14 protein-coding genes are annotated in these 19044 nt (G+C 57.6%); 7 read left to right on the plus strand and 7 right to left on the minus strand.

The window, feature by feature from the left end:
* Nucleotides 1–356: 356 nt before the first annotated feature.
* Nucleotides 357–2558, minus strand: a complete 2202-nt coding sequence (gene katG, locus ACR0KG_RS00005; RefSeq protein ID WP_480826110.1) for a catalase/peroxidase HPI — start codon at nt 2556–2558, stop codon at nt 357–359.
* A gap of 393 nt (nt 2559–2951) precedes the next feature.
* On the opposite strand from katG, the gene ACR0KG_RS00010 reads away from it, so the two are divergent.
* A complete protein-coding gene (locus ACR0KG_RS00010) occupies nt 2952–4571 on the plus strand; it encodes a GMC family oxidoreductase (protein ID WP_480826111.1) in 1620 nt (539 codons plus the stop codon).
* A 6-nt stretch (nt 4572–4577) separates the two neighbouring features.
* On the opposite strand, the gene ACR0KG_RS00015 is transcribed toward ACR0KG_RS00010, so the two are convergent.
* Complete coding sequence (locus ACR0KG_RS00015) at nt 4578–5423, minus strand: SDR family oxidoreductase (RefSeq protein ID WP_480826112.1); 846 nt, start codon at nt 5421–5423, stop codon at nt 4578–4580.
* 87 nt (nt 5424–5510) lie between these two features.
* On the opposite strand from ACR0KG_RS00015, the gene ACR0KG_RS00020 reads away from it, so the two are divergent.
* The gene (locus ACR0KG_RS00020) at nt 5511–6143 is read left to right on the plus strand and encodes a class I SAM-dependent DNA methyltransferase (RefSeq protein WP_480827313.1); all 633 of its coding nucleotides are present in this window, start codon (nt 5511–5513) and stop codon (nt 6141–6143) included.
* Between the two features lie 67 nt (nt 6144–6210).
* Here ACR0KG_RS00020 and ACR0KG_RS00025 read toward each other — a convergent pair whose 3' ends face one another.
* From ACR0KG_RS00025 to ACR0KG_RS00035, 3 genes are read right to left on the minus strand one after another with little or no spacing between them, the layout of a single operon-like run.
* Complete coding sequence (locus ACR0KG_RS00025; RefSeq protein ID WP_170534515.1) at nt 6211–6990, minus strand: carnitinyl-CoA dehydratase; 780 nt, start codon at nt 6988–6990, stop codon at nt 6211–6213.
* A complete protein-coding gene (locus tag ACR0KG_RS00030; protein ID WP_480826113.1) occupies nt 6987–9002 on the minus strand; it encodes an acetate--CoA ligase family protein in 2016 nt (671 codons plus the stop codon). The genes ACR0KG_RS00025 and ACR0KG_RS00030 overlap by 4 nt, the downstream gene beginning before the upstream one ends.
* Nucleotides 8999–10159, minus strand: coding sequence for an acyl-CoA dehydrogenase family protein (locus tag ACR0KG_RS00035; protein WP_480826114.1), 1161 nt, complete (start codon nt 10157–10159; stop codon nt 8999–9001). The genes ACR0KG_RS00030 and ACR0KG_RS00035 overlap by 4 nt, the downstream gene beginning before the upstream one ends.
* A gap of 77 nt (nt 10160–10236) precedes the next feature.
* Between ACR0KG_RS00035 and ACR0KG_RS00040 the strand changes: the two genes are divergently transcribed.
* Nucleotides 10237–11178, plus strand: coding sequence for a GlxA family transcriptional regulator (locus ACR0KG_RS00040; RefSeq protein ID WP_480826115.1), 942 nt, complete (start codon nt 10237–10239; stop codon nt 11176–11178).
* Here the strand turns inward: ACR0KG_RS00040 and ACR0KG_RS00045 are convergent.
* Together ACR0KG_RS00045 and ACR0KG_RS00050 are read right to left on the minus strand one after the other, a co-directional pair.
* Nucleotides 11175–12164, minus strand: a complete 990-nt coding sequence (locus ACR0KG_RS00045; protein ID WP_480826116.1) for a sterol desaturase family protein — start codon at nt 12162–12164, stop codon at nt 11175–11177. The genes ACR0KG_RS00040 and ACR0KG_RS00045 overlap by 4 nt on opposite strands.
* Nucleotides 12165–12185: 21 nt before the next feature.
* On the minus strand, nt 12186–12941 hold the full coding sequence (locus ACR0KG_RS00050) for a class II aldolase and adducin N-terminal domain-containing protein (protein ID WP_480550279.1): 756 nt from the start codon (nt 12939–12941) through the stop codon (nt 12186–12188).
* A 112-nt stretch (nt 12942–13053) separates the two neighbouring features.
* Here ACR0KG_RS00050 and ACR0KG_RS00055 point away from each other — a divergent pair, with 112 nt between their 5' ends.
* The 4 genes from ACR0KG_RS00055 (at nt 13054) to ACR0KG_RS00070 (ending at nt 17738) form a co-directional block, all read left to right on the plus strand.
* Nucleotides 13054–13914, plus strand: a complete 861-nt coding sequence (locus ACR0KG_RS00055) for a LysR substrate-binding domain-containing protein (protein WP_480826117.1) — start codon at nt 13054–13056, stop codon at nt 13912–13914.
* Nucleotides 13915–14060: 146 nt separating this feature from the next.
* Nucleotides 14061–15863 carry an adenine deaminase gene (ade, locus tag ACR0KG_RS00060; RefSeq protein WP_480826118.1) on the plus strand — a complete coding sequence of 601 codons (1803 nt, stop codon included), beginning with the start codon at nt 14061–14063 and terminating at the stop codon, nt 15861–15863.
* Nucleotides 15860–17320, plus strand: a complete 1461-nt coding sequence (locus ACR0KG_RS00065; RefSeq protein WP_480550285.1) for an AMP nucleosidase — start codon at nt 15860–15862, stop codon at nt 17318–17320. Before ade ends, ACR0KG_RS00065 begins: the two co-directional genes overlap by 4 nt.
* A 130-nt stretch (nt 17321–17450) precedes the next feature.
* On the plus strand, nt 17451–17738 hold the full coding sequence (locus ACR0KG_RS00070; RefSeq protein ID WP_170453278.1) for an HU family DNA-binding protein: 288 nt from the start codon (nt 17451–17453) through the stop codon (nt 17736–17738).
* The last annotated feature ends 1306 nt before the right edge of the window (nt 17739–19044 follow it).

Raw genomic sequence — 19044 nt, forward strand, 5'->3', positions numbered from 1 at the left:
CGGTCTCTCCCGAGCGTCTCAACCGTCTCTCCGGCCCGTCTCCGCCATCTCTAGCATCCCAGCAACAACCTCAGCGCCGCCGGTGAAGGGGTATTTACGGATTAGGTCAGACACCTGCAACCCCCATTTTGAAAAAACTTCACATTTCTCGGCAGAAACTTGTCCAGGTCAATGAAAACAACAGGTTAGCTTCAGAAACTTCGCAGAAAACCTGCTGACCCATTGCTTCGATCCCAGCAAAGATCAACCATCCAGTGGAATCGTACCCAATGCTTGGTATGCACACTAGAGCCGAGTCAAAGAAAACGCCGCCCGAAGAGACACGGGCGGCGCAAGTTGCGACGATCGTCGCGCGATTAGTTCATATCAAAACGATCCGCGTTCATCACCTTGTTCCAGGCCGAGACAAAGTCACAGACGAATTTGCCCTCGGCACCGGCCTGACCATAGACCTCGGCCAACGCCCGCAATTGCGAATTCGAACCAAAGACCAGATCGACACGAGTGCCTGTCCACTTGACCTCGCCACTCGTGCGGTCGCGGCCTTCGTATACGCCTTTGCCAGACGGCTTCCATTCTGTGCTCATGTCCAGAATGTTGGTGAAGAAGTCTGTGCTGAGCGTTCCAACACGATCTGTGAACACGCCATGTTTGCTGTCGCCAAAGTTGGCGCCCAGAACACGAAGACCGCCCACAAGCGCTGTCATCTCGGGTGCTGACAGAGTCAGCAGCTGTGCACGGTCGACCAACAGCTCTTCGGGCGAAACAGTGTATTCAGCCTTCTGATAGTTACGGAATCCGTCAGCGGCAGGCTCCATCACGGCGAAACTGTCCACATCCGTCTGCTCTTGCGTCGCATCGGTGCGGCCCGGAGTGAACGGAACCTCGACATCCTGACCACCAGCTTTCGCTGCCTGTTCGACACCTACAGCGCCGGCCAGAACGATCACATCGGCCAGAGACACTTTCTTGCCCCCAGACTGCGCATCGTTGAACGCAGACTGAACGCCTTCCAGTGCGCCCAACGCCTTGGACAGTTTCATCGGCTCGTTCACATCCCAGTCTTTCTGCGGCGCAAGGCGGATACGGGCCCCGTTGGCACCACCGCGCTTGTCCGAACACCGGTATGTCGAGGCCGAGGCCCACGCGGTCGAGACCAGCTCGGATACCGACAGGCCGGTGGCGGCGATCTTGGCTTTGAGGTCGGCAACATCCGCATCATCGACCAGATCGTGATTGACGGCGGGGACGTTGTCTTGCCACAGCAGCTCCTCGGTCGGGGCTTCTGGGCCGATATAGGCCGCGCGTGGGCCCATGTCGCGGTGGGTCAGTTTAAACCAGGCGCGGGCGAAAGCATCAGCGAACTCTTCCGGGTTCTCGTGGAAGCGTTTCGAGATCGGGCCATAGATCGGGTCCATGCGCATCGCCATGTCGGCGGTGGTCATCATGGTCTTGACCTTTTTCGACGGATCATGCGCCGCCGGGGCCATGTCTTCTTCTTTGACATTCACCGGCTCCCAGATCCACGCGCCCGAGGGGCTTTTGGTCAGGTTCCAGTCATAGCCGAACAGCAGGTCGAAATAGCCGTTGTCCCATTGGATCGGGTTCGCGGTCCATGCGCCTTCGATGCCTGAGGTCGTGGTGTCATCACCTTTGCCCGAGCCGAACTTGTTGATCCAGCCAAAGCCCATGTCCTCGATCGGGGCGGCCTCAGGGTCCGGCCCCACCAGATCGGGATCGCCCGCGCCATGTGCCTTACCAAAGGTGTGGCCACCGGCGACCAGAGCGACAGTTTCTTCGTCATTCATCGCCATCCGGCCAAAGGTGTCGCGAATATCCCGACCCGAAGCCAGCGCATCAGGCTGTCCGTCTGGACCTTCTGGGTTAACGTAGATCAGACCCATTTGCACGGCGGCCAGTGGGTTTTCCAGATCACGCTCGCCCGAGTAACGGCTATGCGGGTTGTCGGTCGGGGCCAGCCATTCGGTTTCCGAGCCCCAATAGATGTCTTCCTCTGGCGCCCAGATGTCTTCGCGACCACCGGCGAAACCGAAGGTCTTACCACCCATTGATTCAATCGCGCAGTTGCCCGCCAGAATCATCAGGTCGGCCCAGGAAATCTGGTTTCCGTATTTCTGCTTGATCGGCCACAGCAGGCGGCGCGCCTTGTCCAGGTTGCCGTTATCCGGCCAGCTGTTCAGCGGCGCAAAGCGCTGGTTGCCGGTCGAAGCCCCGCCGCGGCCATCTGCCGTGCGATAGGTCCCCGCGCTGTGCCAGGCCATCCGGATGAAGAAACCACCATAGTGGCCGTAATCTGCGGGCCACCAGTCCTGTGAATCCGTCATCAGCGCATAAATGTCGTCTTTCAGCGCCTTCATATCCAGCTTCTGGAATTCTTCTGCATAGTCGAAGTCAGCATCCATCGGGTTCGAAGCTGGCGCATGCTGATGCAAGATCGACAGGTTAAGCTGATTGGGCCACCAGTCACGATTTGATCGTGTCCCGGCACCATGCATCACGGGGCATCCGCCCGTTTTGGGGTTATCACTTCCATCCATATCGATCTCCAATGCTGGCTAAGGACTTGCGGCTTTGCGCAGTAAAACTTGCAATCAACAAGATTACAGAAAGATGTCACCGATATCGTTTTCAAGCCTAAGCCCAGAAAGATAATGTGGAATCTTCACTGCTCTCTTGCGTCGCGCCTCGTATACCAAAGTGAAGCCATGAGAATAAGTTCTCTTTTTGGATGGCAACAATAGGTTTTTCTTATAGCTTAACGACTATTGAGGCAGACACTATCCTCGCTTTTCAAATGACCCTGTGTCCGAACTGAAATTGGCGATTGTGTTTCTACATCCCGCTCGGGCACAGTCGGATTCATTACCACGCGCCGTTCCCCCTGACCCTCAAATACCACGCGGCGCTCCCAAAACGTTAAAGGCACTTATATGGAATTTGACTATGTCATTGTCGGTGGCGGCTCGGCGGGATCTGTCCTTGCCAACCGTCTAAGCGAAGATCCAAAAAAAAAGGTTTGCTTGCTCGAAGCTGGGGGGGCCGGCGATCACCTTATCATTCGAATGCCCGCCGCCATCGTCGCCGCGTTACCGGGGCGCCCAAAGATCAGCAACTGGGCGTTCGAGACAGTTCCTCAACCCGGTTTGAACGGGCGCAGGGGCTATCAGCCGCGCGGCAAGGCCTTGGGTGGATCAAGTGCCATCAACGCGATGCTTTACGTTCGGGGGCAGCGACAGGATTATGATGGCTGGGCCGATCAAGGGTGCATCGGTTGGGATTGGGACAGCGTCTTGCCCTACTTCAAAAAGTCCGAGAATAACGAACAGGGCGCTGATGATATGCATGGCGACAAAGGCCCGCTGCAGGTGTCATATCAAAAAGAACCGCGCCCAGTGACCCATGCCTTTGTAGAGGCAGCAGAGCAACTGCAACATAGGCGCACCCAAGATTTCAATCGCGGCAATAACGAAGGCGTGGGCCTGTATCAGGTCACCCAGTTTCATGATCCGGACAGAAATGGAGAACGCTGTTCGACCGCAGCTGCCTATGTCCACCCGGTGATGGACCGCCCCAATCTGACGGTGATCACCTATGCGCACGCAAAGGAACTGACCTTTGAAGGCAAACGCGCCACGGGTGTGATCTACAAACGAAAGGCGAAAGGCCCCGATCTTAGTGTATCTGCCAGACTAGAAGTGCTGATCTGCGCCGGGGCGCTTCAATCGCCGCAACTGTTGCAGCTTTCGGGGATCGGCGCCGAGGATGAGCTGCGCCAAAACGGAATACCAGTCCGGCATGCGCTGCCCGGCGTAGGCAAGAATCTGCAAGACCATCTGGATTTCATTCTCGCCTACAAAAGCAAGGACACGGATAACTTCGGACTTGGTCTGGTTGGTGCAGCGCGCCTGTTGGGCCACCTCTGGCGATGGCGCAAAACCGGTGCGTCGATGGCAGCGACACCTTTTGCCGAAGGCGGCGCTTTCTTAAAAACCTCTCCGGATCTCGACCGCCCCGATATTCAGCTGCATTTCGCCATCGCGCTGGTCGATGATCACGCCAGAAAACTGCACTATGGCTACGGCTATAGCTGCCATGTCTGCAAGCTGCGCCCCCACAGTCGCGGCTCAGTCGGCCTGCAAAGCGCCAATCCTTTCACCTCCCCCGCCATTGATCCCGGCTTTCTGTCCGATGACCGCGATCTTGAGACCATGATCAAAGGCGCCCGCATGATGCGCGAGATCATGCAAGCCCCCGCTTTGGCTCCGTTCCGGAAATCCGAAATGTTCGGAACCGACACCGCAACCACGGATGCGGATTGGGAACAGCATATTCGCGCCCGCGCCGATACGATCTATCACCCCGTCGGAACATGCAAAATGGGCCTGGATGATATGGCCGTGGTCGACCCCGAACTTAAGGTGCACGGTATCGACGGACTAAGAGTTGTCGATGCCTCGATCATGCCGACACTGGTATCAGGCAACACCAATGCCCCCACGATCATGATCGCTGAAAAAGCGGCTGACATGATCAAAGCGGCGGCGCGATGAAACGGGCTATTGCTCTTTCAGCAACGCCTCAAGACCAACGCGATAATTGGGGTACAGCAGCTGCACCCCAAGCTCGTCCTTGATCCGATCATTCCGAACGCGCTTGTTCTCATTGTAGAAACTGCGCGCCATCGGGGTCAAATCAGCCTCTTCATAGGGCACGGCTGGCGGCAAGGGCAGACCCTGCAACTCCGCCGCGTAGCCGATCACATCCTGCGGCGGAACCGGCTCGTCATCGCAAACATTGTACACTGCGCCAGGATTTGGTGCCGCCATAGAGGCCGCCAAAACCTGTGCAATGTCGTCGACATGGATGCGTGAAAACACCTGCCCCGGCTTGATGATCCGCCGCAACCCACCGCGTTTAAGCTTGGAAAACGGCCCCCGCCCAGGCCCATAGATCCCCGCTAGGCGGAAGATATGAACGGGCAGCCCTGGAATGGCCTTCCATTGCTCCTCGGCCCGCAGACGCCAGCGGCCCCGCTTCGCCGTCGGCGCAGGCGGGGTCGCTTCGTCTACCCAATCGCCCTGATGATCGCCATAAATCGCCGTGGTAGATAAATACCCCACCCAGGTGAACTGAGCCGCCCGCGCCGCAATCTCATCCCTCAACGCCGCCAGTACAGGATCACCCTCTTCGGTCGGCGCAGTGGAAATCAAAACATGTGTCACACCGTCCAGGTCCGGCAAATCTCCGGGCCAGACCAAGGGCACGGCCCCAGACGCTCGGATCGCAGCCATGCCATCCGCGTCACGCGTGGTCCCGATGATGTTCCACCCATCCGGTGCCAAGCGGCGCGATAGGGCCTGCGCCGAATAGCCGTGGCCAAAAGAGAAAAGCGTTCGTGTCATCCCCCCTAGATGATCTGGACGGAACCGGGATGCAAGCACCTCATGGACGACTTGATTCGAATCCCCTCCTGCGCCTTTCATGACAGGATGACCAACAAAACACCCGACCTGCGCGCCGCCTATGCGCTGACCTCGCCCGAGGATAACAAACGTCTCTATGCCGAATGGGCAGGCGACTATGATGACGGTTTCTCTATGCGCGAGGATTATCAGCTGCATATCCACACCGCCCGCGCCTTTGTCGGCGCCTTCGGGCAGGGCCCGGTGCTGGACGTGGGCGCAGGCACCGGCCTTTGCGGAGCAGTTCTGACCCGCTTGGGCGTAGGACCAATCGATGCCACCGATATCAGCGCAGAAATGCTGGAACAGGCCATGCGCAAGGATATCTACCGTGATGCGATCGAGGCCGACCTCAACACCGGTATCCCCGTGCCGCGCCATAGCTATTCGGGCATCGTATCCTCAGGCACTTTCACCCATGGGCACCTTGGCTCCGAGGTACTGCCCAGCCTGCTACGCGTTGCCCGTCCGGGCGCTCAATTCGCGCTGTCGATTAATACGAAGCATTTTGAAAAACTGGGCTTTGCCGAAGCGCTCCGCCAGTTGGAACGGGGTCAGATCCAAAACCTCTCCCTGCCCGAAGTCAAAATCTACGGCGATCTCGCCGCTGGCCCCAACAAAGACGACACCGCTTTCATCGCACTGTTCGAGCGCATCTGATCCAAACTTCATCTGGCCAAAAATATCCCGGGGGAGGCGCGGCCTGCCGCGCTGGGGGCAGAGCCCTCTACCGCCCTTTCCAAACCGGATCGCGCTTTTCAGCAAAGGCGCGCGCGCCCTCCAGATTGTCCTCGGACCCGTACAGCACATCCACACTGGGCAGCTGCCGCTTTGTGATCCGGTTCATCGCGTCCTGGAACTTCGCATCCTCGGCGTCACGCACGATCTCCTTGATCGCTGCATATACCAGAGGCGGACCGCTGGCCAACAGCCGCGCTAGCTCCCAGGCGCGATCCATCAATTGATCGCCGGGCACAATCTCATTGACCAGCCCCCAACGATGCGCCTCATCCGCGTCGAACCAGCGCCCGGTCAGCAACAGCTCCATTGCGATATGATACGGGATGCGCTTGGGCAACTTGACGCTGGCCGCATCGGCCACTGTCCCTGACCGTATCTCGGGCAAGGCAAAACTGGCGTGATCTGCTGCGATGATCATGTCAGCGCTCAGCGCCAGTTCCAGCCCGCCACCGCAGGCGATACCATTGACCGCAGCGATCACAGGCTTGTTCAGGCCGCGCAGCTCCTGCAACCCTCCAAACCCGCCGACGCCATAATCGCCATCCACCGCATCCCCATCAGCGGCCGCTTTCAAATCCCAGCCCGGGCAAAAGAACTTCTCTCCGCCGCCGGTCAGAATAGCCACACGCAACTCGGGATCATCGCGGAACTCCTGAAACGCTTCACCCATGATCCGGCTTGTGGCCAGATCAATCGCATTGGCTTTGGGCCGGTCCAAAGTAACTTCGAGGATGGCGCCATCACGGCGGGTTTTGATCGGACTCATTGGCTTGCCTTTCGGATCAGCGCATCCACTGCAACCGCGTCCTCGGCGGTGCAGATCAGCGGGTTAATCTCAACTTCTTCGACTGTTGCCGCGTTGGCAATGACATAGTTCTGCACCGCCTCGACCGCGTCCAGAATCGCGTCCATGTCGGCAGGTGCTTTGCCGCGATATCCCGATAGCAAAGGTGCACAGGCCAGCCTGCCCAGCGCCGTCTGAACAGCGGCCCGAGAGGACGGGATCAGAACCGAGACCGTGTCGCGCAGGATTTCGGTCAGCACCCCTCCGGCCCCGAGGGTCAGAACATAGCCATGCGCCGGGTCGCGGGTCACACCGATCAACAGTTCGGCCACAGCACCGGTTGCCATCTCCTCGATCAACACCCTATCGGTGCCAATCAATCTGGCGGTTTCGACCAAGGCGGATCGCGCAACGCCCAGCCGAACTGCGCCATGTTCAGACTTATGCGCCAGCCCGACGCCTTTCACGGCAAAGGGCTCTTGCAGATCGTCTGGAATCTGCGTTGCGTCTTGCGCTGCAATCTCACAACTGCGCGGGATGCGCAGACCAAAACCCGCAAGTGCCGATTTCGCCTCTGCCTCGCTCAGAACCTGATCTGCGGGTGTATCTGAAGGCAGCAACACCGGTTCAGATGCGGGCGGCAAAGGTCGTGCTGCGGCCTCAACGGCTGACAATGCCTCATGCAGCCCGGAAAAGGGCACGACCCCACCATCTGACAATTGACGCGCCACGTGTTCAGGCATCAGCTCCGGCAAAGTCGCCGTCACAGCAAACGGTCGACCAGTCGCAGCAACACAGTTCAGCGCGGCTTGCGTGGCACACACCCAATCTGTCGCGTCCGTATGGGGATAATCCACAATTGCCATGGTCATGCCCTTGTCTGGCCCTGTCATCCCCGACCAGGCGCGGGTCATCGCCTCGGTATCGCGCCAAATATAGGTGTGATAATCCAGCGGATTTGCCAGCGCCACCATCGGGCCCAGAGCGGCACGCAGGTCCGTGCGCTGTTGATCGGTCAGGGGCGGAAAATGCAGATCTCGCCCTTCGGCCATGTCAGCGGCCAGGCTGGCCTCACCCCCCGAGCAACTGATCATGCCCAAACCGTTTCCGTCCAGCCGCCCCGCAACATGCAACAGCTTGAGGCATTCCAGAAAACTGGGGATATCATCAAGCCGCGCAATGCCCAGTCGATCCAGAAACGCCTGTGCTCCAGCATCACCACCCGCCAGTGAGGCCGTGTGCGAGATCGTCGCCGCCTGCGCGTGTTGCGACCGGCCCATCTTCAACGCAATGATGGGCACGCCCCGGTTCTGAGCTTTTGCGGCCAAAGCCTCCCATTTCCGCAGATCACCGAACCCTTCGATATGAACACCAATCGCAGTGATCCGGTCATCATCCAAAAGCGCCGAGGCGATATCGGCCTGATGCGTCTGCGCTTGGTTCCCGCAGGTCAGCATGAACGCCAGCGGCAGCGCGCGTTGCTGCATCGTCATATTGATGGCGATGTTCGAGCTTTGCGTCAGGATCGCCACGCCCCGGTCAACCGGCCGCATTCCGTGCTGATCCGGCCAGATTGCGGCACGTTCCAATCCGTTGACGAAGCCATAGCAATTTGGCCCAAGGATCGGCATGTCCCCTGCCGCAGCAACCAATTGGACCTGAAGATCGGCGCCCTGATCATCTTCGGCCTTGGCTTCGGTAAACCCGGACGCAAAGCAAACCGCACCGCCCGCACCCGCAGCCGACAGTTCTGAAATCACAGGGATCGTGGCATGGCGATTGATGCCAATAAAGGCCACGTCCGGCGGACGCGGCAAATCCGCAATCGAGGGCACAGCACACTCGCCCGAGACCTGATCCGCCTTGGGGTGAACGGGCCAGATATCCCCGGTGAACCCGAATTTCCGGGCCTGAGCAATAACATCTGCACACCAGGCGCCACCGCCGATCACGGCCATCGATGACGGGTTCAGAACACGCCCCAGGGGCCTCATGCGCCCAGCGCCCTCAGCAAATCCCGGCTGATGATATGACGTTGGATCTCGCTGGTGCCATCCCAGATACGTTCGACCCGCGCATCCCGCCAGAACCTTTCCAGCGGATAGTCATCCATCAATCCCATCCCACCATGAACTTGAATGGCTGCATCGGTCACTCGTGCCAGCATTTCAGAGGCATAGAGCTTGGCCGAGGCAATCTCTCGGTTCGCGGGCAGGCCTTTGTCCAGCCGATCCGCCGCCGCCAAGGTCAACAAATCCGCCGCGTCGATTTCGGTGATCATGTCGGCGATCTGGAAGGATACACCCTGAAACTTGCCAATCTTCTGGCCAAACTGCTCGCGCGTGGCGGCATAGTCCAGCGCATAGTCAAAGGCCCGGCGCGCGCGCCCGACTGACATCGCGGCCACGGTGATCCGGGTGGCATAAAGCCAGGTGTTCATCACCTCGAACCCGCCATCAACCTCGCCCAGAACCTGGCTGTCGGGCAAGCGACAATCATCGAAATCCAGAACCATGTTCTTGTAGCCACGATGGCTGACCGATTTGTACCCATCGCGGATGTTGAAACCAGGCGTGCCGCGATCCACCAAAAACGCGGTGATGCGCTTCTTCGGCCCTTTCGGCGTCTGATCCTCACCCGTCGCGATGAAGACGATGATGAAATCCGCGTGCTCGGCGCCCGAGATGAAATGCTTGGTCCCGTTGACCACCCAATCCCCGCCATCCCGAACGGCGGCACATTTCATCCCGCGCACATCCGATCCCGCGCCGGGCTCAGTCATGGCCAACGCATCCATCCGCTCACCCCGTACGGCTGGCATCAGGTACCGTTCGACCTGTTCACCCTCGCAGGCCATCAGGATGTTCTGCGGACGTCCGAAGAAATGGTTCAACGCCATCGAACCACGCCCCAGTTCACGTTCAACAAGCGCAAATTCCAAATGGTTCAGTCCGGCGCATCCGACGCTTTCGGGAAAGTTGCAGGCGTAAAAGCCCAACTCGAGGGTCTTGCGCTTGATCTCTTCCGCGATCTCATGCGGGACTTCGCCGATGCGTTCGACCAACTCTTCATGCGGGTAAATTTCGTTCTCGACAAAGCTGCGCACGGTCGAGGCGATCATTTCCTGTTCGTCGGACAGACCATATTGCATCTGAATTCTCCAAATCTGGGTTTGCGCATATGGTGAACGGACTTGAGATTTTTATCATGCAGTTTTAATCGTTAATCATGCAGTCCTGGACTAAATCCCCCGCTGCGCCGCAACAAATCGGTGTGCTTTTGTTCGATGGATTCTCGAACCATTGTCTGGCCAACACGGTCGAGCCCTTGCGGGCCGCAAACATGCTATCGGGGCGAATTCTCTACCATTGGACGTTCCTGTCGCTGAGTGATGGGCCGGTGACTTCGTCATCAGGTTTAGAGGTCGCGCCGCATGGCACACTGCAATCTGCAAGTGGCGACATTTTGATGGTGATGCCGTCTTACGGGTTTCAGGCTCATAGCGGTTGGCAAACCCTCTCGGGTCTCAGATCGGCCGCGCCACGTTTTGAGACATTGGCAGGACTCGATACCGGCAGCTGGTTGCTGGCGCTGGCGGGTCTTCTGGATGGGTATCGCGCGACAATTCACTGGGAAGAGCTGACAGGATTTATCGAGCGTTTCCCGGATGTTGATGCGGTGCGCGAGCGGTTCGTGATTGATCGGGATCGCATCACATGTTCTGGCGCGATGGCAGCGTTTGATCTGGTTTTGCACCTGATCGGACAGGCACAGGGGCAGGCATTGGCACTGGAAGTGGCGCAGCTGTTCATGACCCGCGATTCTGCCAGATCCCATACGGGCGGCGCAGGTGCGACCAGCGGATATGTGAACAAGGCGCTGGCGCAGATGCAGGAACATCTGGAAACACCCCTTTCGATATCCGAGATCGCCCGGCGCGTTGGCCGATCTCACAAGGCGCTTTCCCAGCGGATGCAATCCGAGTTAGGTGCAGGGCCAGCACAGGTCTATCGACGGCTGCGGTTAAACCTGGCCCGCAAATTGGTGTCCGAGACAGACCTGAGTATTGCTGAAATCGCCCTACGCTCCGGGTACGAAGACCCCAGCGCACTGACCCGCGCGTTCAAGAGTGAATTTGGAATGGCCCCGCGCGCGCTAAGGGGGCGCTAGGTATACATCTGTTTTTTATAGGCCCGCGTGCGGGTTGTCGCCTCCGCTGATCCGTCATGATAGGTGCCGAACCACTTGTCGAACGGGATTTCCGAAGTGCCATAGTTGCACTCGAAGTAGCGATGATGCAGCTGATGAAAGAAATCCCCGGCGCGTGCGGCGTCGGTGTCCCCAGCCTTGAGCTTTTCAAAGCCGGAATGCGAAAGAACCGGGCTGATCTGCTGGAAATACGTGTGGAACAGCAGGTGCAGCGGGTGCGAAGGGATGATCAGGTGGATGAAGTAGGTGGTGAAATACAGGAGGTTCTCAAACCAATGGTTCGAGATCCCTGACCACGGACCGATATTCACGTTGCGATGATGCACCGCGTGGACGTGTTTGTAGAGTTTCGGGTGATGCTCAAGCCGATGCACCCAATAGAAGTGCAGACCCGACCACATCGGGATAAACAGCATCCATAGAACGAACCAAACCGGTGCAGCGGCCCAGGTCACGGTCGGGACATACCCGTTGGCCATCGCCCAGTAGATCACCCATTGATAGACGGTCGCCACAGTCATCGCGCTGCCCAGCGTCCACCAGATATTATCCAGAACTTGATTGCGGAAGGTGAAGTTTCCGTTGTCGCGGGTCAGATCGCGGCGGTCGAATTTTTTGTACATGCCCTGCCCCTTGCGCATGTACAGCCACCAATGCAAGCCACCAGCGACCAGGATTTGAGGCACCATGTTCAACAGCCAGATACGGAACATCCAACCGGCCGAAAAGTTTCGCATAGACTCTAAACCGGGAAAAAACAGCACATAGGCTGTGATGGCCAAGCCCATACACAGGGTCAACGCCGTGATCTGCAACCACGCCCCGCTGTACCATTTCAGCACGGCACCCAGGCGCGGTGGCCAATTGAACAGCGGGTTCAATCCCACCGGGCCTTCGGGGTGGTAATTCCAGCGGGCGGCTTCGGGGTCCTGAGCGGTGTCGGTCATGGCAGTCACTCCGGGTAGAGGTCAGGTTGCGTAGTCCGAGCCTTCGGCATCCAGCATCGCTTTGATCTCACGCAGATGCGCCTCGGCCTGATCGGGGTAGTCATCCAGTTCCTGAGCGGTCTTTTCGGCGATCTCTTCCGAGAGCACGCGCAAAGGCTGTCCGGTTTGTAGCGCGCGGATATAGGTTTCGGCGGCGCGCTCAAAATAATAGAGTCTATTAAAGGCATCTGCCGGATCACTACCGATGATCAGTACACCATGGTTGCCCATGATCATCACCTTTTTCTTCGGGTCCGAGAGCATTGAGGCGCAGCGTTCGCCCTCGCTTTCAAAAGCCAGTCCGCCGAATTCCTCATCAATGACATAGCGGTTGTAGAACGTGGCCGTGTTCTGATCGATGGGCGGCAGATTGCTTTCAGCCAATGAGGCCAGCACAGTCGCAAAGATCGAATGCACATGCATTACGCATCGCGCGTGGGGACAGTGACGGTGGATCGAGCCGTGAAGCCCCCAAGCCGTTGGGTCCGGCGCGCCGGGTTGTGTCATCACGTCGGGATCATTCGCGTCCAGCAGCAACAGGTCCGAAGCCCGAATACGCCCGAAATAAATCTGATTGGGGTTCATCAGGAACTGCGTTCCATCCTCATTCACCGCCAGACTGAAGTGATTGGCCACGCCTTCATGCATGTTCAGACGTTCAGTCCAGCGAAAAGTCGCGGCCATATCCACGCGCTGAGGCCAATGGTCGATATTGGGGCGAAGATTGGCAACACTCATGGCATGGCTCCCTAGCAACTGATCTGGGAAAAGCCTGCCTCGCGCACAGAAGTTTGACCAACGAAAAAAACGCCTCTATCTCATTAGTAAAACTTATGCTGAGGTTATGCACGTGCGGAACTCTCTTCCACCTCTGGGCTGGCTACGCACCTTCGAAGCAGCTGCGCGCAATCTCTCATTCACCGGAGCAGCGCGAGATCTAAACATGACGCAAAGCGCAGTAAGCCAGCAGATTAAGTCACTGGAGGGGCATCTGGGTCAGCCTCTGTTTCTGCGTCGTCCCAAGGCGCTGGAGTTGACCGAGGCCGGAATCACCTATCTGCCCGTTGTGCGAGAGGCTTTTTGGACGCTGGTGCGTGGGACCCAAGCCGTGACGGGCGCGCAGCAGAATGCCGTTCAGGTTCAGTGCAACATCAGTTTCGCCGTGAACTGGCTGGCCCCTCGCCTGCCTGCATTCCAGGCTGAACACCCGGATGTGCAACTGAACATCTTCACTGAATTGTGGGAGCCCCGGGAAATGGCGGAAGGCGCGGCGGTAGAAATCCGATTCTCACTGCGCCCTGCCGATACTGTTCGAACCGAGTTGTTGCGGCAAGAATACTACTATCCTGTTTGCGCACCGGGTTTTCCGGTCACTTTGGACACTTTGCAGCAGCAGCCGCTGTTTGATTGTTCGAACCTGCTGTCAAATTGGGCAAGTTGGGCCGAAGAACAGGGTCTAAATTGGGAAAAACCTACGATCACCTATGCAACGACGTATCTGGTCTGCCTATCGGCGGCGATGGCTGGGGGTGGGCTATGTCTGGCTCATGACGCTATTGCAGGGAGGCTGATCGAACAAGGGCAGCTGGTCGCCCCGTTCGACCATCGCGCCCCGATGCCCGAGGCCTATTATCTGTTGCTCTCCCCTCAGGCCGAGGAAACCCCGGGTGCTGTCGCTTTTGCCAATTGGATAAGACGCGAGATCGGGTAGCTCCCGCCCATCGTCGTTGCCCCTTGCGGGGCATCTCCTCTGGTTGGGCCGCACAGCGCTGGCGCGCTGCGGGCAGGTTTTGTGATGATTTGATGACCTAAAATTACCGGGGTTGCACCCGACCGCGACTTCATGAAAGTTGAGCCATGGAATACACACCTTTCCCAAGCTGGCCCGATGTCGCCCCTCGTTTGATCGCCGTTGCCGCCGGACGCGACGCCGCCGATATGGTCATTCGCGGTGGCATCTGGGTCAATGTGCACAGCCGCGAGCTGCTGCCTGATCATTCGGTCGCGATTGCTGAGGGGCGTATTGCCTTTGTCGGGCCGGATGCCACCCATTGCATCGGCCCAAGGACGCAGATCGTCGAAGCAGAAGGGCGCTATATCCTGCCTGGTCTATGCGACGGCCACATGCATATCGAATCGGGCATGCTGACACCCGCAGAATTTGCGCGAGCCGTGATCCCGCATGGCACCACCTCGATGTTCACCGATCCGCACGAGATCGCGAATGTGCTGGGCATAAACGGCGTGCGCATGATGCATGACGAAGCGATGATGCAGCCGGTGAACATCTTCACCCAGATGCCCTCTTGCGCGCCGTCGGCTCCGGGATTGGAGACGACGGGTTACGCGATCACGCCCGAAGATGTCCGCGAAGCGATGAACTGGCCCGGCATTGTCGGGTTGGGTGAAATGATGAATTTCCCCGGTGTGATCCACGGTGACCCTAAGATGCTGGCCGAGATCGCAGCTACTCAACGCGCCGGCAAAACGGTAGGCGGACACTATGCATCCCCTGATTTAGGGCCAGATTTCGCGGCTTACGTCGCAGGCGGGCCTGCAGATGATCATGAAGGTACTTGCGAAGCCGATGCCATTGCCCGCGTACGGCAGGGTATGCGCTCGATGATGCGGCTGGGCTCGGCCTGGTATGACGTGGAAAGTCAGATCACGGCCATCACCGAAAAGGGCCTGGACCCGCGCAACTTTATCCTGTGCACAGATGATTGCCACTCGGGCACTTTGGTGAACGACGGGCATATGAACCGGGTTGTGCGCCACGCGATTGCCTGCGGCTGCGATCCGCTGATTGCGCTGCAGATGGCCACGATCAACACCGCCACCCATTTCGGGCTGGAACGTGAGATCGGTTCAGTCACTCCCGGGCGACGGGCGGATATCATTCTCAGTTCCGACTTAACTGATTTGCCAATTGAGACAGTGATTGCGCGCGGGCAGGTGGTTGCAGAGGGTGGTGAGATTACAGTTAACTGCCCACATCTGCACTGGCCCGACAACGCCCGCAATACCGTGCATCTGGGCCACGCGCTTAGCGCGGGTGATTTCGAGATCAAACCCCCAGCGGGGGCCAACCGCGTACAGGCCAACGTGATCGGAGTTGTCGAAAACCAGGCCCCAACCAAAGCGCTGAAGGCCGAACTGCCGATCATTGGCGGGCTGGTTGAAGGCGAAGGTGATGTCTGCCAAATCGCGCTGGTGGAACGTCATCAGGCGACAGGCGGGGTGACGAATGCCTTTGTCTCGGGCTTTGGCTATCAGGGCAAAATGGCCATGGCCTCAACCGTGGCGCATGACAGCCACCACATGATTGTAGTCGGCACCGACCGGGAACAGATGGCCATGGCGGCCAACCGGCTGGCCGAAGTGGGAGGCGGGATCACTTTGTTCCGCGATGGGCAAGAGCTTGCGTTGGTCGAATTGCCCATCGCTGGTTTGATGTCCGACAGTCCCGCTTCTGAGGTCGCAGCAAAAGCTGAGAATATGGTCGAGGCTATGCAGGCCTGCGGCTGTACCTTGAACAACGCCTATATGCAGCACTCTCTTTTGGCGCTGGTCGTGATCCCGGAATTGCGGATCTCGGACCTGGGGCTTGTAGATGTGCGCACATTTGAAAAGATCGAACTTCTGGAACCACTGGCATGACAAAAATAAAAACACCTGATGCAATCGCACCGGAAAAATTCACAGACCCCAAAGCAGCCGTAGCTCGGCTGGAAGTGCTGTACAAACAAGCCACCGAATATCTGTGTGACCGCTTCGCCTCGGCCCTGCAAGACGGCGCGCCAGAGGGACGGATCAGAGCCTATTACCCGGAAATTCGCATCAAAACCACGTCTTACGCGCAGGTCGACAGCCGGTTGAGCTTTGGCCATGTATCCGAGCCCGGCGTTCACGCAACCACCGTTACCCGGCCCGATCTGTTCCGATCCTATCTGGAGCAACAGATCGCCCTGCTGATCAAAAACCATGGCCAGCCCGTGACCATCAGCGCATCTGATACGCCGATCCCGGTGCACTTCGCGGTTGCCAACAATCCAAATTTGATGGTGCCACAACAGGGGGCCGCCGGTTTCACCCTGCGCGATGTCTTCGATGTGCCCGATCTGAACACAACCAACGATGACATCGTCAACGGTGTGCTCGATCATGACACGGTCGGCCCGCTGGCCTTGTTTACCGCACAGCGTGTGGACTATTCGCTGGCGCGACTGGCGCATTATACGGCAACGGATGCCGGGCATTTTCAGAACCACGTGTTGTTCACCAACTACCAGTTCTATGTCTCGGAGTTCGAGAAATACGCACGTGAACAACTGGCCGACCCCGAAAGCGGTTATACCAGTTTTGTTTCGACCGGGAATGTTGAGATCACGACCCCGGATGCTGACCTGGAACAGCCCCTGAAACTGCCGCAGATGCCGACCTATCACCTGAAACGCGCGGATGGGTCAGGGATCACGCTGGTCAATATCGGGGTCGGTCCGTCGAACGCCAAAACCGCAACCGACCATATCGCCGTCTTGCGGCCGCATGCCTGGCTGATGGTCGGGCACTGCGCCGGGCTGCGCAACACACAAGCGCTGGGGGACTTCGTTCTGGCCCACGCTTACTTGCGCGAGGACAAGGTGCTGGACGATGACCTGCCCGTCTGGGTGCCGATCCCACCGCTGGCCGAGGTTCAGGTCGCGCTGGAACACGCCGTTGCCGAGGTGACAGAGTTGCAGGGCTATGAGCTTAAACGGATCATGCGCACGGGCACGGTGGCTTCGGTTGACAACCGCAATTGGGAGCTACGCGATCAGTCCGGCCCGGTGCAGCGGCTCAGCCAATCCCGCGCAATCGCGCTGGATATGGAAAGCGCCACCATTGCCGCAAACGGCTATCGTTTCCGGGTGCCATACGGCACATTGCTTTGCGTATCAGACAAACCCCTGCATGGCGAATTAAAGCTTCCCGGCATGGCATCCTCGTTCTATACCACCCAGGTCAGCCGCCATCTGGCAATCGGAATACGGGCGATGGAACACCTGCGGGGCATGCCGCTAGAGCGCCTGCACAGTCGGAAATTGCGCTCTTTCGACGAAACAGCCTTCCTGTGACGTAAAAAAGCAACGAAATCCCCATATTTTTAGGGGTTTTGGCGCTACTATTCGTTGTGTTCACCCACAATATCCCGTTACAGTTACGCGGTGAGGCCCAATTTATCGGGCACGTTAAGGAGACCAAGAAATGGCAAAGCCTATGACAAAGACTCAGCTGGTTGCTGCTCTCGCTGAGGAAATGGGGACTGACAAGAAATCAGCGAATTCCGCGCTGGAGGCCATCACCGGCCTGATCACCCGCGAAGTTTCGGCTGGCGGCGCAGTCACCCTGCCCGGCGTTGGCAAAATCTACTGCCGCGAGCGCCCCGAGCGCATGGTGCGCAACCCCGCCACCGGCGAGCAGTTCAAGAAAGAGGCCGACAAGGTGGTCAAGATGACCATTGCAAAGGCGCTGAAAGACAGCGTGAACGGCTGATCCGAGCTGTCACCGCAACATGATCAAGAAGGGCCACCGTTTGGGGGCCCTTTTTCTTAGTGGGATCGATGCATACTCGAATTTGCAAGCATCGCTGTTCTCGCCCTACTCAAGTTCTTATTTGCCATGGTCAAGTTTCCACAAAGAGCGCTGATGATAGCTGCCAGCCCGGAGTTGGTTGGGTCATTTTCCGGCGTGAAGGTTCCAAATGGCGCACGCTATTGCCTAAGCCTGTCTACGATATGTCGTGTCGACTAAAGAACTGCCGAATTACGGCAGCACTATTCATTTAGACAAAGCGCAAACTATTGAGTGAGCAGCTTCACTGACAAGAAAACAACCATCAGTTAAAAACTGGGGGTTCTTCCAGTAAAATTGGAGTTCTTCTTATGTATCTTAAGCTATTAATATCATTAGTAATTGCATATCTTGGGCAAGCAACCTTTCTTCTTGCACAAGAGACTCAAACTGAGACGATAACGTCTAATACCTTGACTAGACTGAATTACGAAGTTGTCGAGCATGGAACAGTTAGCATTTTTCTTCCCGCGCAAATCCTGCCAGGCGATACTGTGTCCAGTCGAATTCGAACGAAAACCCTGCCGGATGGAAAGCTCGACAGCTATCGAATTCGAATGGCGAACAAATCGCACCCCGTGCAGGACGGCTTGGTCGAGTGGACCGTTCCGAACGACGCAAGCGCAGAGGTTAACTTCGAGTTAGTCGATGCATCGGGCGACGTTTCTGCCCGAGTTGCACTGTCGCTTGCCAATCATCCTACCAAATCCAAAGGATCGCCGGGACGCGATGGCACCGGTATCAAAGCACTGCCGATGCGTCCAAGGTCAGGATCATATACGCCTATAGCAGACGACTTTTTTGAAGGCATTGAAATCGTAGCCGCGTCTCCTCGTGAACTGATAATCTTTGACAGTCTTGTTCTCGATATTCGACCTGATCCGGTTTTATGCTGTTCGGAAGGCGGGCCATGCGGACTAACCAGCTGCTGCGACTTCATACCGTCCAGCAGTTGTTTACACTGCAACGTGTCAGGGTACGATGTTTGCCTTGCGGACGCAGGACCCCCGACACCTAACCCAAATCCTGACTAATCGTTCGTCGATATAGTCTCGCTTGAATAAGCAATTCCCGCGATGCAACTCAACAAAACATCGGAGCATGAATACACTCGATAGAGGCAGATGCTTAATAGAGCATCTGCTTCAAATGACCTAACTAACGTGATCTGGAAACCAACTTAATAGTTCCGAAGCGAATATCCTGACGTTCCAGAACTAGGTTGATA

Source organism: Ruegeria sp. H4 (genome assembly GCF_056533065.1).